The following is a 14,668-nucleotide window of genomic DNA, read 5'->3' on the forward strand; positions in this document are numbered from 1 at the left end:
ACCGTGCAAATCGACGGTGACAAGTTGCAGTGGAGTCAAAGCCATAAACTCACAATAGATGATTTTGGAATTAAAACAAATCCATTGGAAACAACAACATCTTTGCCCAATTCTACTTGAATTATCAAGTCAATGGCTTTGACTTCTTGACAAGGAATTTCAATAAAAAAGTTCAAAATTGTAAGATCAGAACGGCATCGTGGGTTGACACATCAACAAATATTGTTGAGTCGATTCGCTACCAGCAAGCACTTTTTGATATCTCCGAGATTTATGCCCGGCAATTCAGAAAGTCCTTAGGGGATAACCGAAGAAAGATCTTTTACGGAACACAAATAGCTGAAAAATTGAGTTTTAAAATCATTAGTGATCTTTTAAAAAATAATTGACTATAATAGAGAGACAAGATTTGGGTCTGACAAGATTAAACAAGGAGAGTGGGAGGTGAAAATTCAAAATGAAATAGCTGTATTAAGAGGTAGTAATTTGGTTAAACCACGTTTTATACCACAATAAAAATGGAAATATTAAATAAGATATTAGAGGATAAACATAACAGAATCAATCTGATCAAGCAATTTCAAGAATTTGTATGGAATGATGATATTGCAAATGAAGTTCTGTCAGATCTTGCTTATGATCTAGATTTTTATGAACCAAATGAAGAATGGCGAAAAGAAGATCCCAGTTATTATGGAGATGAACGATTAGAGGAGGAAATAAAATCAACAATTCAAAAATTGAGATAGCAGATGGAAAACCGGTTACAATAAATAACCTAGTCAATGAATATGCATAATTGTAGAATATGCGGATTGTACATTGGTGATTACCGTGGCACGAGAATGGAGAATCCAACCTATGAAATTTGCCCAATTACTTTCATTTGAAAACGTTTTAAACCATAATACTTATTTTTAAAAGCATGAAAATTACCTTTCTAAGCTTTGCACTATTCTTTACCCATTTCACCCGAGCCCAAATCAACCTTGCAATCGACTACAATTGTAAAGATTCAACATCAGGTTTCTCAAACATCGAAGTAATAGACAACAGAGACGGTCAAAAACTGTTAGGTTACATTCATAAAGGAATAGGAAATAATAGCCAGCAAATCGTCTTCAATGGGAGTATTGCGGATACACTGGCTATGTTTTTTAAAAGCAAAGGCGGAACCATACCCAATCAAAAACCAATGGTCTTCATTCTGAATGAACTGTTCATGAACGAAAATACCCGGGAAATCCCTGAAAACGGGAAACTCAAATTATCGGCCAGGCTATTCCTTGAAAATGGATCCGGTAAATATTCCGAAATACTTGCTGTTGACAGTATCTATACCGTAAAGGGATTTGACGTTACAAAAAGGCTGCTTCGATCTGTGAGCGAGGAATTTTGTTCCATTTCGAAAATGGCTGCTGAAAGCATATCAGATCAGGATAAGCCCACTTTCACAAGAGATGAGCTAAATGATCTGGACAGCCTGGAAATAAGCCGGATCCCAATATTTTCAAGTCAAAAACCAAATTCAGGGATTTACAAAGACTACGCGCACTTTGCGCAGAATAACCCTGACATAGCAGCAAAAATCGTCATTGAGAAATCTAAAAAGGGAAAAGTAACAGCCTATCGCTTCTATGGAACCAGAAAGAAAGGAGTGCCATTAGAAACTACAGACCTTTACGCAATCTCGGATGGACTGACTCTGTACAAAGCCACTGCGGCTGGCTTTTTCGAAATTAAAAATGTTAACCAAAGACTCTATTACGACCGGCCAGGATCTTTCACAGATGCGAATAGCAGCGCCATGTGGGGGATGTACTTTGGTGTTGCCGCAGCTGTCATAACCATTCCTTTATCTGCATCGCCAAACAAACATTACCTCTTCCGCTTTAAAATCAACCATCGCAGGGGCAATTCCATTCCGATCGGAACAGCAGAATAGCGAATTGCTTACATGACATTATTGATCACAATCCAAAACAACAACCCAAATGAAAAACACACTTACCCTATTTATCCTCCTCATCATTTCCACCGCACAAACCTGCTCTTCCCAGGACCAACCAAAACCAATCAGCCAGGAATACGAGCCCTGTTGCGGGACCCAACCCGTTGAGTTTTCTTACGAAAAGAAGCGGATTTACGTGCCGAATGTTTTCACTCCCAACAAAGACGGCGTGAATGACTATTTCCTGCCTTTTGTAAACGATATCGTTACGGATGTGTGGGGATTTACCGTATACAGTGCCATTGGCGATACTATACTTTATCAAAGGCCTTACTTCAATTCGAAAATGGCTGTTCAGGATTACGGCTGGGATGGATTACGACCTGATGGGTCCAGGTACAAGGGGTTGTTCAAGTATAAAATGCGTGTGGATGACATCGAAGCACGGAAACACATTGTGGAAGGTCAGGCGTGCGCAATCATTTGTGGCAATAAGTCGGAGGTTTTTAAAACCAAAGCTGGCTGTTACTACCCTGTCCAGGCCGGTAATGATGGAACAGTGGATAAATCGATTGCTGCTGCGGAAAAAGATTGTTTTTGATTTAAACCCGTCTGACTGACTTATGAAAACATTATCTACCCTCATTTGTTTGACCCTGTGGGGATTCGCTTCCCCCGCTCAAAATATCCAATTGGACTATGATGCCGGTGGGAACAGGATATTAAGAAAACCTTCTGTCGGGCTACCTGTAACCCTGGTCAGCTTTACCGCAGAAAAGTCTGTCAGTTCTGTAATGAGCGGTTCGGCCGATAACAGCCCCGAAGTCGAATTCGCGCTGCTGCGGTGGCAAACAGCCGCCGAAATTAACTCAGATCGCTTCGAGGTCCAACGTAGCCAGGAAGGAAAGAAATGGTTTCGTATCGGATCGGTCAACGCGCAGGGCGATAAAACTTCCGATACGTATTATTCATTTACGGACCACACTCCTGCGGAGGGCGCAAATCTTTATCGATTGAAAATGATTGACAAGGATGAAACCTTTGCCTATAGTCGGATTCGAGACCTGCACTTTGAATCAGGCATTCTTGCTTATCCAAACCCTGTCGGGAATATGTTGAATTTGAAAGGATCGGGTTTGCAAACTGTTCAGATATTTAATAACACCGGGAGATTGGTTTATGAGACTTCGCAAAACATCTCAAAAATTAATGTAAGTGCATTAGCTGCTGGGTCATACATTTTAAAACTCATACGTAACAATGGAAGTAATGTTATAAGGAATATCGTCAAGGACTAATCGGCATGAAAGTGCAGATATACTACCAAATTCAGTAGAAACATGCGCTTTCATCTTTTTTGTTAAAATTCGGTTGGACTTTTTAGATAAATAATATGAATGTTGAACGTATACATCGTCGGGATTTCCTGAAAGCAGGAGCGGTCATTTCTTCTTTTATGATTGTGCCAAGGCATGTGCTAGGTAGGGGTTATACTGCGCCGAGTGACAAAGTTGCCCTGGGTTTTATCGGATGCGGACGTCAGAGCGGCGGGTTGCGCAACCGTTTTCTGGATACGATGGAAACCCAGATCGTAGCTGCTTCGGATGTGTATGCTGTTAAACAGGAATCATTTCTCAATGTTACAAACAAATGGTACGCAGACAAGCTGGGTCAAAATAATTACAAATCGGCAGTAGGGATCAGCGATTTCCGTGAACTACTCGCCCGCAAAGACATTGATGCTGTCGTGATCGCAGCACCCGATCACTGGCACGCTGCTATGGCCGTACGTGCGGCGGAAGCTGGCAAAGACATCTACTGCGAAAAGCCACTATCCCTCACTGTCAAGGAAGGACGGGTAATGGTGGATGCTACCCGGAAGAACAGCCGCGTTTTTCAGACGGGAAGCATGCAGCGGTCATCCAAGGAATTCACTCAGGCTGTTCAACTGGTGCGGAGTGGAGCCATTGGTACCGTTCAAAAAGTGTATGTCAATGTAGGCGGGCCACCGAAAGTATGGGATTTGCAGCAGGAGGCAGTTCCCTCGGGACTGAACTGGGATTTATGGATGGGGCCCAATACGAAGGACCGACCATATAATAATGTACTGGCACCAGCGATGGATGCTAAATTTTGGCCGAAATGGCGCGATTATGTGGAGTTCGGCGGAGGCGGTATGACAGACTGGGGCGCACACATGTTCGACATTGCGCAATGGGGACTCGGTATGGATAGCAGCGGGCCTGCCGAACTCATTTATTCCAAACCGGGTAAGGGACTTGTTTATAAATATGCTAACGGGGCGGAGATTATTCACAGGCCGATGGATGGTAAACAGCATTGTCATTTTGTAGGAACTGATGGAGAGGTTTTCGTGGCCAGAGGCGAGTTACGCACTACTCCTGAGCCATTAAAAGACAAAGTTTTTCAGGAAGGAGACTATAAAGTGTACGTCAGTACCAATCATTACAAGGATTTTTTAAATGCCATAAAAACGAGAAAACCACCGATTTGCGATGTGGAAACCGGGCATCGTACGGCGTCGGTCTGCAACATTGGTAATATTACCTATCAGTTGCAGCGCTCTCTTAAATGGGACCCAGCGAAGGAAGTGTTTGATGATAAAGAAGCAAACAAACTGCTTGGGCGCGACATTAGAAAAGAGTGGAAAGTGTATTGAGCTGATAAACTGATTGATACAAACAGGGGGCTTCGATGAGGCCCCCTGTTTTATTTTTAGCGCGCTTGAACGCAGAGCGAACAGATAAAATTGCAGTGAGTTTTTCCAAATTGTGTATTTTTGTAGCATGATCGCAGAGCCTACCACCATACATTTTAAAGAGCTGGATGAGCTGCAAGCGGTTTCGTCGCAACTCATACAAATTGGTAAAGACAGGCCGGTTTGGCTGTTTGAAGGTCACATGGGTGCCGGAAAAACAACGCTGATCAAAGCTCTTTGCCAACATTTGGGCGTTAAGACGCATGTTCAGAGCCCTACTTTTTCGCTGGTCAATGAGTACGAATCAGAAAAAGAGACGGTCTATCACTTTGATTTTTACAGGATTAAAGATGAGATGGAGGCCCTGGATATGGGTGTGGAGGAATATTTCGATTCGGGCAGCTTTTGTTTTGTGGAATGGCCGGGGAATATTGAGTCTTTGTGGCCAATGCAGTATTTAATGTTGCATTTGTCTGCCGACGAAAGTGGGCTGAGAATATTAGAAGTAAAAAAGGTATAAGAGGTTACTGGCAGTTAATTACGTTTTCACTTTCATTTTTTGCTATTCCATGGCGCAACCTCAGATTACCGGTTTCGAAGAGCTGGCCAAGCAGTCGGCACTGTACCCGCAAGAATCGTTACTGGCTGTAAAAAAAGACCAAAATTCGTTACATATAGGCCTGCCGAAAGAGGTTTCTTTACAGGAAAACCGCATTGCCCTTACACCGGATGCGGTAGGGATCCTGGTCAGGAACGGGCATGAGGTATGGGTGGAAAAGGATGCGGGAAAAGGTTCAAACCTTTCTGATCATGAATACAGCGAGGCAGGTGCCAAGATTGTTCAAAGTGCCAAGGAAGTTTACCAGGCCAATTTGATCCTTAAAGTCGAACCTTTGGTGGAAGAGGAGTTCGGCTTCATCAAGTCTGGTACCACGCTGATTTCCGCGTTGAACTTGCCAGCTTTGGAAAAACAGTATTTTGAAAAACTGAATGAACATAAAATTACCGGCATAGGCTATGAGCTGATCGAGGATAAGGTAGGAGGGAAGCCGATCATCAGGGCGATGGGTGAAATCGCCGGCAGTACCGTGCTATTGATCGCTGCCGAATATTTGTCCACACCGAATGGTGGACGTGGAATCATTCTGGGAGGAATTACGGGCGTACCGCCGACGAAAATCGTGATACTGGGCGCCGGTACTGTGGCGGAATACGCGACCAGGGCTGCCATCAGTGTAGGAGCTGACATTAAGGTTTTTGATAAGCACATTTATCGTTTGCAAAGGCTCAAATATTCAATCGGCCAAAATTTATATACCTCTATCATCGATTCCGATACGCTGGCAGAAGCCATAGCGAGGGCTGACGTGGTGATTGGCACCATGCGTGCCGAAAACGGGATCAGCCCATTGGTAGTAACGCGCGAAATGGTGGGAAAAATGAAGCCAGGCTCTGTGATCATTGATGTCAGCATTGACCAGGGCGGATCTTTTGAGACTTCGAGAATGACTTCCCACAAAAATCCGACATTCAAATACAATGACGTGATCCATTACTGTGTTCCCAATATCCCGTCGAGAGTCGCGCACACGGCCAGTACTGCGCTGAGCAATGTATTTTTGCCATTTTTGTTACAAACCGGAACAATTGGAGGTATCGAGGAAATGATTTACGCGAATCGGTGGTTTATGAAAGGAGTGTACTGCCATAAAGGAACGCTCACCAATTCGCACATCGCAAGAAGCTTTAATATGAGGTATAAGGATCTGACGTTGCTGCTGGCAGCGAGAATGTGATTGGCTTTTAGCTGTTAGCTTTTAGCTTTTTACATCCCTTTTGGTAGGAATGGTAGTTGAGTGCCAGATACGTGTCGTTATTCAATGGAATAATGTATAGATAAATTTTCAATGTTAAATAGCCCAAAGCGAACCGCTACCAGCCAAAAAAGCTAAAAGCTAATTGCTAAAAGCTAAAAGTTAATTATGATCAATAACAGTAATGAAAACTCCCTGATGGACGATGCCAATTCTCCGGAATTGAATCAGAAACTGATGGGCTACATATCGCAGGATTTTATCAAAGTTGCTGACCAGCTGAAAGAGGCATCATACCAAATCAGGAAACGCGGATTCTCGGAAAACCCGATTTTTGTGGTGACTAATAACGATCTGGAACTCGGTGCTATGCTGATCGATAGGACGGAATTGACGAACCTTTATTCTTATCGGGCATCTTACATGCAAGAGTTTATCGACCGCAAGCTCATTGGCGAAGAGTCAGTTTTGCTGTTCACCGAGAATTACAAGAACCCGGAAGAATTTTGCTGCCTTTTTGCATTGCTGGGTGATTTCTCAGGGTTTGTGTTTGTTCCGTATCCCGAAGATTAACGGGCGCAAAGTGACCCATTTTTCGGGCCAAATAGGAAGTGACTGCCGATTAATAAACAAATCGGACTAGAGGGAGGAAATTTGATGTCGGAATCGGAAAATTATTTTTAGATTTATCAAATTAATTATTTGACTTTCAGATTAAACATCCCTCTTTATGGAACCAAAATTGATACTTGAAAAAGAATTGGAACCTATTTTCCTCCAAAAATTTCCGCCTTTCTCTGAGGAAGTGAAGGAGTTTTTGGTAAAGTATGGTCCATACATTATGCTGTTCTTTTCCGTTCTTGGGATTCTCGGCTTGCTTACCGCCTTTGGCGTGGGTGGTGCAGTCTTCGGAATGGGCGCAGCATCTGTTGGCTTGGGTGCGGCTTTTTACATAGGCGTTGCGTTGGGGGTGGTTACATTGATCATGTACCTGATGGCCTTCACTCCATTAAAAGCCCGTAAAAGAGCTGGCTGGAACCTGTTGTACTACGCAATGCTAGTAGGCTTGGTAAGTAACCTGATCCAATTTCAGATCGTCGGTTTCATTATCAGCGGCCTGATCGGCTTTTGGGTTTTGTTCCAGATCCGCGAAAAGTACATCTAGCACACATTCTTACACATTTTACTGGAAAGAGCGAGCGGATATCCGCCCGCTCTTTATTTTTACCATTAATCCGTCAAATTACGCTTTCATACTTGTAACTTTAATCGAGCCGCGTATACTTTGCATATTTGGTGCATATTCACCGATCCTTCATCCCTATGAATATTATAGAAGTCCGGAATGTTACAAAAGAGTATTCCAATCACATTGCCCTCGACGATGTAAGTATTTCAATTCCCAAAGGCAGTATTTTCGGTTTGCTAGGACCTAATGGCGCCGGAAAAACCTCACTCATCAGGATCATCAATCAGATCACAGGGCCGGACAAAGGCGAAATACTGTTCGATGGTCAGCCCTTGAATTCCAGCCATATTTCCAGGATCGGTTACCTGCCGGAAGAAAGAGGGCTTTATAAAAAAATGAAGGTAGGAGAGCAGCTGTTGTATCTTGCCCAGCTGAAAGGTTTGTCGCAAAAGGAGGCGATGGAGAAGCTGAAAACCTGGTTTATTAAATTTGACATTAAAACCTGGTGGGACAAGAGCGTATCCGATCTTTCGAAAGGGATGCAGCAAAAAGTCCAGTTCGTATCCACCGTTCTGCACGAGCCCGACCTGATCATTCTCGACGAGCCGTTTTCCGGATTCGACCCCATTAATGCCAATCTGATCCGCGACGAGATCCTGGAACTGAAACAAAAGGGCAGTACTATTATATTTTCGACCCACAGAATGGAAACCGTGGAAGAGCTCTGCGATAACATTGCATTGATCCACAAAGCCAAAAAAGTGCTCGACGGGCCCAAAAAACTCATCAAGGAACAATTCAAGACGCATACCTATTTTGTCGAATACAAAGGGCATATCGACGAGCTGGACCCCATTTACGGCATTCTGGAAGAAAAGGAGATGGAAGACGGATACCATCGCACCAATATTCATCTCGGAGAAGGTGCCAGTCCCAATGCGCTGCTGCTGAACCTGCTTTCGAAAGTGGAGATCAGGGCTTTCGGGGAAAATATCCCGAGTATGAGTGATATTTTTATGCGTTCCGTCAACGAGGTACCCGAAGCCTGAGGAACCGTTCCAACATTTAAACTTCTTTACAATGCGTAATATATTTTTGGTGATCAGAAGAGAGTACATGGTCAGGGTGAAGAAAAAATCCTTTCTGATCATGACTTTGCTCGCACCTTTGCTGTTTGTCGGATTTTACGCGGCAGTGATCTGGGTTGCACTCGGCTCGGTGGATGCGAAAACGGTGCAGGTACTGGACGAGAGCGGTTTGTTCCGGAATGAATTCAAAGATTCTGAGACATTGAAATTTACCTACATTGATAAAAGCATCGATTCGGCGAAGGCCGGTTTCAAAAATAGTGGTGTCAATGCATTGGTATATATCCCCGCCAATGTGATCAAAGAGCCGAAAAGCGTCCGGATCTATGCTGCCAAAAACGTAAGCTTAGACCTTAAATCAGAAATTGAGAAGGTGATTGAGAAGCAGATTGAGGATATCAAACTTTCAGAGGCGGGCATTACGCATAAGATACTTGAAGATTCACGGGTTAATGTCAGCTCGGAAACCATTAGTCTGAATGAAGAGGGGGAGAAGACGAGCAGTTCAGGAGCAGCCACGGTCATTGGCGGAATCTGTGCTTTCCTGATCTATATGTCGGTTTTTATTTACGGAACGCAGGTAATGCGTGGTATCACGGAAGAAAAAACCAGCCGGATTGTGGAAGTCATTATTTCGTCCGTAAAACCTTTTCACCTGATGCTGGGTAAGATCATTGGTGTTGCCCTGGTTGGTCTGACCCAGTTTGTCCTCTGGATTTTACTAACCACAGCCCTGACCAGCGCGACTTCGGCGATTTTTAGCAGCAAAATGCCCAAAGATCCTACTCAAATGGCTCAGGGAATGCAAAAAATGGGGCCTGGAATGGCAACGCAGGGAATGCCTGGCAGTAATGTCGAAAATCCTATTGCTGAGGTGCTGGGGGCGGTTAATAGTCTCAATATTCCTTTGATTGTGGGATGTTTCCTGTTTTATTACCTGGGGGGGTACCTGCTTTACAGCGCACTTTTTGGTGCCGTAGGAGCGGCGGTGGATAATGACGCGGATACCCAGCAATTTATGCTGCCGATCACATTGCCAATTATATTCTCATTTGTATTTGCCCAATTCGTATTACGGGACCCCGACGGTACGCTCGCCTTCTGGACTTCGATCATACCATTTACTTCGCCGGTCATTATGATGGTGCGGATACCATTCGGCGTGCCAGCCTGGGAAATCGCATTATCGATGGTACTGCTGATCATTGGTTTTATGGGCACAACTTGGCTGGCAGCGCGCATTTACCGGGTTGGAATATTAATGTATGGTAAAAAAGTTAGTTATAAAGAACTGGCGAAGTGGATATTTTATAAGTAAGCGTTTCATTTTCTTAACGTTTTTTAAGAGAAGGAAAATCTTGCTGTTGTGGTAAATTTGCTAATTTTGGCCGACCATTGATAAAACTGCTCACTAAGAGTTGCCATCTTTGCGGATCGTGCATATAACTTTTTCAAATTTACCGTCTTTCAGATGACCCGTTTCAACCGTTCCAACAACCTTACGGGTTGGATAGTTTTCGCAATTGCATTAATCACATACTCACTGACGGTCGAGCGGACCGCAAGTTTTTGGGATTGCGGAGAATTTATAGCTTGTGCATTCAAATTACAGGTGCCTCACCCCCCGGGAGCACCATTTTTCCTTTTAATAGGCCGGATATTCTCCCTTTTTGCATTTGGCGACCTCAGTAATGTAGCTTACTGGATCAACATGGTTTCGGTCATGAGCAGCGCATTTACGATCCTTTTTCTATTCTGGACAATCACGTTGCTAGCGCGCAAACTGATCTCGAAAACCGAAGAAGAGCTTACTCAGGGCGATATCGTCCTGTTGCTGGGTTCCGGTATCGTAGGGGCATTGGCTTATACCTGGTCCGATTCATTCTGGTTTTCAGCCGTGGAAGCGGAAGTTTATGGTATGTCTTCATTCTTCACGGCGATTGTGATCTGGGCTGTGTTCAAATGGGAGAAAGTGGAAGATCCTGCTGCGGAAAACCGCTGGCTGATCTTCATTGCCTATCTGGTAGGTCTTTCTATTGGAGTCCATTTGTTGAACCTGGTTACCATTCCTGCGCTAGCATTAGTTTATTATTTCAAAAAATACCCGAAAGGGAATGTCTTCGGAGGGATTCTGGCATTCGTAGGTGGTTTGGTGATTTTGGGGATTATCAACTCAGGAATCATTCCAGGGCTACCTAGTGTGGCAGGAAAGTTTGAGATATTCTTCGTGAATTCGCTGGGGCTTCCTTACAAGTCCGGCGTCATATTCTTCATCATCATTTTCATTGGGTCGCTTATTTGGGGAATCCGTTATTCTCATAAAAAGGCCAATGTGCTATTGAACACAGGCTTGTTGTCACTTGCCTTTGTATTGATCGGATATGCGAGTTACCTAATGGTGCTTGTACGTGCAGAATACAACCCGCCGATCAACGAAAACAATCCCAATGATGTTCTGAGCTTCGTTTCATACCTGAAAAGAGAGCAATATGGCAGCCGTCCTTTGTTGTACGGCCCGTCGTTTGTATCCCGTCCCGTAAGCCAGAAGCGTGGCGCACCGATGTACCGGAAGCAAGATGGGAAGTACGCGATTTATGACTACCGTCCGGAATACGAATATGAGCCAGGTAGCAGTATGCTGCTGCCCCGTATGTACAGCACGCAATCAGGACACCCGCAGCTTTATCAGCAAATGACCGGTTTGGCCGAAGGGCAGAAACCTAATATGGCGCATAACCTGTCATTCATGTTCTCGTATCAGATCGGGCACATGTACTGGCGGTACTTCCTCTGGAATTTTGTAGGCCGCGAAAGTGATGAGGAAGGGGCAGGCAATATGCTGCCGTGGGATGTTGCCAAAAAATACCCGGCGCCTATAGCCAACAATAAGGCACACGATAACTACTTCATGCTGCCATTCATTCTCGGTTTGTTCGGTTTAGTAATTGTTTATTTCCGTCAAAAGCGTGATTTGCTGGTGCTTGGACTGTTATTCGTCCTGACAGGCGTTGCACTGGTGGTATACCTGAATTCTCCGCCTACTGAGCCTCGCGAAAGGGACTACATTTATGTGGGTTCCTTCTATATCTTCTGTATCTGGATTGGTTTTGGCGTGATCGCTATCGCCGATGCGATCAGCAAATTTGTTCAAAGCGCGACAACCCGTGCAGGCGTTGCTACCGGGATATGTTTGGTAGTACCCGTTATAATGGGTGTAAAAGGATGGGACAACCATAACCGTGACCACCGTTACCATTCAGTTGATTTTGCTAAAAACCTTTTAAACTCCTGCGCACCGAATGCGATCCTGTTCACAGGCGGTGATAATGATACATTCCCCTTATGGTATGTGCAGGAAGTGGAAGGCTTCCGTACCGATGTGCGCGTGTGTAACCTCAGCTTGCTGGGAACAGACTGGTATATTGACCAGATGAAACGTAAAACGTACCTGTCAGAAGCGCTTCCGATTTCTCTGGATAAAAGCAATTACGCTTTTGGTAAAAACGACATTGTTCCGTTTTATGAAATACCAAGTGTGAAGGACGGTATCAACCTGAAAGAGTACATGGGATTGGTAAAACAGGAGAATAAAGCCATCCAGGTTCCATTGACCAGCGGTGATATGACTTCCATTTTGCCGTCATCTGTGCTTTTCCTTCCTGTGAATGCAGAGGCAGTTAAAAAGATGAATATCATTAAAAGCGATCTGCTTCCTTTTGTAAGCGATTCTATCAGCTGGACGATTGGAAAAGGCGATTTGTACAAATCAGACCTGATCATGCTGGATATTATTGCAACCAATGACTGGAAGCGTCCGATCTATTTCTCATCTACATTGGGAGGTTCGAGCTACCTCAATCTGAAAGAATATATGCAATTGGAAGGCTATGCGTACCGTTTGTTGCCTGTAAAAGTGCCAGGCGCAAGTGACGGTTATGTGAATGCCGATGTGATGTACAATAACCTGATGACTAAAATGTTCTGGCGTGACCTGGACAACCCAAAAACGTATTACGACAATACATACTTGGGTTCACCGGTTGCCACGGCACGTATCGCATTCCTTCGTCTGGCTGGTCAGCTGATCGCTGATGGTCGTAAAGAAGAAGCTAAGAAAGCAATTGATAAGTCGCTGGCGACGATGCCTGACAAAAGTATCCCTTACGATCAGTTCTCAGCGAACTTCATTGGGCCTTTGTTTGATCTTGGAGAAAGCAAAAGAGCACTGGAAATCGCTGAAACCATGGCCACCCGCTCGGATGAAGTACTCACCTGGGCGAAAGAGAATGGTACTACCAAACGTCGCGACAGCAATGTGTACCTGTACATCATGCAGATTATCGTGCAGGAATGCCGCGAAGCAAAACAAGAAGCAGTCGCTAAGAAGTATGAAGCGTTGTTTCAAAAGCATTTGGCGGCTTTTAATATGTATGGAAACACCGGGCAGCAGTAATCTGTCACAAGTAGTTCTTAATGCAAAAGAGGGAGTGGTTAAGCCATTCCCTCTTTTGCATTTGAGACACATAAGTTGGGCGTTCGGAGACTACGCTTAACTTTGGCCTGCTCTATCAATCAATAACTCAGCCAATCATTCAACTCTAACCTTCACCCAAACCAACCGATGATCCGAACTAGACTCCCTCTTCTCCACTAACTCCGCCATCGGTTCGCCTATCCCAGGCCAGAAAACGCCGCTGTCTAGGATTTTAAATCCTTTTCTGGAAGGCAATACATAATCGGCGCGCATACGCCAGAATGCCGTATGATTTTTGGCAAATGCATTGGCGCTGGTATGTTCGGTACCGCCTTTGCTGGATGGTGGCAGATCATTGTTGACTTCCGGGTGGCTGAGTAGGGATTTGATGCCGTCTGTGCGCGCATTGCCCTCATCCGGTGAAGCATTCTGGTCACCCATGATGACGAATGTTGAATTGGCTTTCAAGCCGCCTTTGATGCCTTTGTCATCATAAATGTAGGCACTGGTTGTTTCGCTGATATAGTCGTGCCAGAAGCGTATTTCGTCGTGGTTGCGTTTGCCGTTGCGGTCTTCTGCACCGTCAAAAGTAGGTGGGGTAGGGTGGCTGGCGAGTATATGGATCGTTTTGCCGCTTACTTGTACCGGAATGTCCCAGTGTGATTTGGAAGAAAGCGGGAACTTCGCCCAGGCTTCCGGCTGGTACCAGTCGCTACCGTCCGGTTTTGTGGTTTTCAATGCATTGGGCATGTCCTTCCATTTGAAGTTTTGAAACGTCCGCACATGATTGATATCAATGGGGTACCGCGACAATAATGCCATGCCGTACTGTCCCGGATACATACCAAAACCCCACGCGTCCGATCCAAATTGCTCAGCTTTTCCATTGTTATCGAGGTCGTATGGGCTGGGCTGGCCGGTATTGACCGTCGAATAGTAGTAATACGGGTAATCAATGCCTTTTGCGCCGTCAGAATCGTCTTTCAGGTAGCCTTTGACAAACTGCAAAACACCAGCCTGCGGATCTTTAACGTAGTCAAATTCATTCAGCAGGATCACATCGGGTCGCACGCTCTTGATAATGCGGGCAATGTTACGGATCTGCTGATTGGTTCCCGAAGCAAGTTCTTTGACCAAAACCTGTTCAGAAATGCCTTTGGTACCTCGCGGAACATAGTTCTCAGCTTCCATACTGACATTATAAGTCGCGAAAGTCAGTTCGGCAGGGGTAGCAGTTTGTGAAAAAAGCATTGGAGCGTAGAGTAATGCAATGGATAATAGAATGGGTTTTATCATGGTTGTGTGATTTCAGTTTATTGATATGATAACAAAAAATGATTGACAACATCATAATGCTGCCGCGATATGAAATGGTTCGCTTCCCGGATTATTATAATATGAAGGTATGATGCCTTCGGAAACAAACAAAAGGC

At 44.6% G+C, this 14,668-nt stretch carries 13 protein-coding genes; 12 read left to right on the top strand and 1 reads right to left on the bottom strand.

Annotated elements, in window-relative coordinates; genetic code table 11:
• Nucleotides 1-518 precede the first annotated feature (518 nt).
• From ABIO93_RS16160 to ABIO93_RS16215, 12 genes are all read left to right on the top strand, one after another.
• A complete protein-coding gene (locus tag ABIO93_RS16160) occupies nucleotides 519-749 on the top strand; it encodes a hypothetical protein (RefSeq protein ID WP_348069451.1) in 231 nt (76 codons plus the stop codon).
• Between the two features lie 176 nt (nucleotides 750-925).
• Nucleotides 926-1,945, top strand: coding sequence for a hypothetical protein (locus tag ABIO93_RS16165; protein ID WP_348069453.1), 1,020 nt, complete (start codon nucleotides 926-928; stop codon nucleotides 1,943-1,945).
• A 49-nt stretch (nucleotides 1,946-1,994) separates the two neighbouring features.
• Nucleotides 1,995-2,552 carry a hypothetical protein gene (locus ABIO93_RS16170; RefSeq protein WP_348069455.1) on the top strand — a complete coding sequence of 186 codons (558 nt, stop codon included), beginning with the start codon at nucleotides 1,995-1,997 and terminating at the stop codon, nucleotides 2,550-2,552.
• A gap of 22 nt (nucleotides 2,553-2,574) precedes the next feature.
• Complete coding sequence (locus tag ABIO93_RS16175) at nucleotides 2,575-3,249, top strand: T9SS type A sorting domain-containing protein (protein ID WP_348069457.1); 675 nt, start codon at nucleotides 2,575-2,577, stop codon at nucleotides 3,247-3,249.
• 95 nt (nucleotides 3,250-3,344) lie between these two features.
• Entirely contained in the window at nucleotides 3,345-4,631 is a 1,287-nt protein-coding gene (locus tag ABIO93_RS16180) for a Gfo/Idh/MocA family oxidoreductase (RefSeq protein ID WP_348069459.1), read from the top strand.
• A 112-nt stretch (nucleotides 4,632-4,743) separates the two neighbouring features.
• Nucleotides 4,744-5,190, top strand: coding sequence for a tRNA (adenosine(37)-N6)-threonylcarbamoyltransferase complex ATPase subunit type 1 TsaE (tsaE, locus tag ABIO93_RS16185; protein ID WP_348069461.1), 447 nt, complete (start codon nucleotides 4,744-4,746; stop codon nucleotides 5,188-5,190).
• Between the two features lie 49 nt (nucleotides 5,191-5,239).
• A complete protein-coding gene (locus tag ABIO93_RS16190; protein WP_348069463.1) occupies nucleotides 5,240-6,466 on the top strand; it encodes an alanine dehydrogenase in 1,227 nt (408 codons plus the stop codon).
• 186 nt (nucleotides 6,467-6,652) lie between these two features.
• Nucleotides 6,653-7,057, top strand: a complete 405-nt coding sequence (locus ABIO93_RS16195; RefSeq protein WP_348069465.1) for a hypothetical protein — start codon at nucleotides 6,653-6,655, stop codon at nucleotides 7,055-7,057.
• A gap of 157 nt (nucleotides 7,058-7,214) precedes the next feature.
• On the top strand, nucleotides 7,215-7,649 hold the full coding sequence (locus ABIO93_RS16200) for a hypothetical protein (protein ID WP_348069467.1): 435 nt from the start codon (nucleotides 7,215-7,217) through the stop codon (nucleotides 7,647-7,649).
• Between the two features lie 158 nt (nucleotides 7,650-7,807).
• Nucleotides 7,808-8,722 carry an ATP-binding cassette domain-containing protein gene (locus tag ABIO93_RS16205; protein WP_348069469.1) on the top strand — a complete coding sequence of 305 codons (915 nt, stop codon included), beginning with the start codon at nucleotides 7,808-7,810 and terminating at the stop codon, nucleotides 8,720-8,722.
• 31 nt (nucleotides 8,723-8,753) lie between these two features.
• On the top strand, nucleotides 8,754-10,079 hold the full coding sequence (locus ABIO93_RS16210; RefSeq protein WP_348069471.1) for an ABC transporter permease: 1,326 nt from the start codon (nucleotides 8,754-8,756) through the stop codon (nucleotides 10,077-10,079).
• A 153-nt stretch (nucleotides 10,080-10,232) separates the two neighbouring features.
• Nucleotides 10,233-13,214 (top strand): DUF2723 domain-containing protein, encoded by a 2,982-nt coding sequence (locus ABIO93_RS16215; protein WP_348069473.1) that lies wholly within the window; start codon nucleotides 10,233-10,235, stop codon nucleotides 13,212-13,214.
• A gap of 135 nt (nucleotides 13,215-13,349) precedes the next feature.
• On the opposite strand, the gene ABIO93_RS16220 is transcribed toward ABIO93_RS16215, so the two are convergent.
• Entirely contained in the window at nucleotides 13,350-14,531 is a 1,182-nt protein-coding gene (locus ABIO93_RS16220; protein WP_348069475.1) for an endonuclease/exonuclease/phosphatase family protein, read from the bottom strand.
• Nucleotides 14,532-14,668 lie beyond the last annotated feature (137 nt).

The organism is Dyadobacter sp. (genome assembly GCF_039919315.1).
Classification (GTDB): Bacteria; Bacteroidota; Bacteroidia; order Cytophagales; family Spirosomataceae; genus Dyadobacter.

Coding starts and splice junctions, on each gene's coding strand:
- ABIO93_RS16160 (WP_348069451.1), top strand. CDS start 519: ATGGAAATATTAAATAAGATATTAGAGGATAAACATAACAGAATCAAT.
- ABIO93_RS16165 (WP_348069453.1), top strand. CDS start 926: ATGAAAATTACCTTTCTAAGCTTTGCACTATTCTTTACCCATTTCACC.
- ABIO93_RS16170 (WP_348069455.1), top strand. CDS start 1,995: ATGAAAAACACACTTACCCTATTTATCCTCCTCATCATTTCCACCGCA.
- ABIO93_RS16175 (WP_348069457.1), top strand. CDS start 2,575: ATGAAAACATTATCTACCCTCATTTGTTTGACCCTGTGGGGATTCGCT.
- ABIO93_RS16180 (WP_348069459.1), top strand. CDS start 3,345: ATGAATGTTGAACGTATACATCGTCGGGATTTCCTGAAAGCAGGAGCG.
- ABIO93_RS16190 (WP_348069463.1), top strand. CDS start 5,240: ATGGCGCAACCTCAGATTACCGGTTTCGAAGAGCTGGCCAAGCAGTCG.
- ABIO93_RS16195 (WP_348069465.1), top strand. CDS start 6,653: ATGATCAATAACAGTAATGAAAACTCCCTGATGGACGATGCCAATTCT.
- ABIO93_RS16200 (WP_348069467.1), top strand. CDS start 7,215: ATGGAACCAAAATTGATACTTGAAAAAGAATTGGAACCTATTTTCCTC.
- ABIO93_RS16205 (WP_348069469.1), top strand. CDS start 7,808: ATGAATATTATAGAAGTCCGGAATGTTACAAAAGAGTATTCCAATCAC.
- ABIO93_RS16210 (WP_348069471.1), top strand. CDS start 8,754: ATGCGTAATATATTTTTGGTGATCAGAAGAGAGTACATGGTCAGGGTG.
- ABIO93_RS16215 (WP_348069473.1), top strand. CDS start 10,233: ATGACCCGTTTCAACCGTTCCAACAACCTTACGGGTTGGATAGTTTTC.
- ABIO93_RS16220 (WP_348069475.1), bottom strand. CDS start 14,531: ATGATAAAACCCATTCTATTATCCATTGCATTACTCTACGCTCCAATG.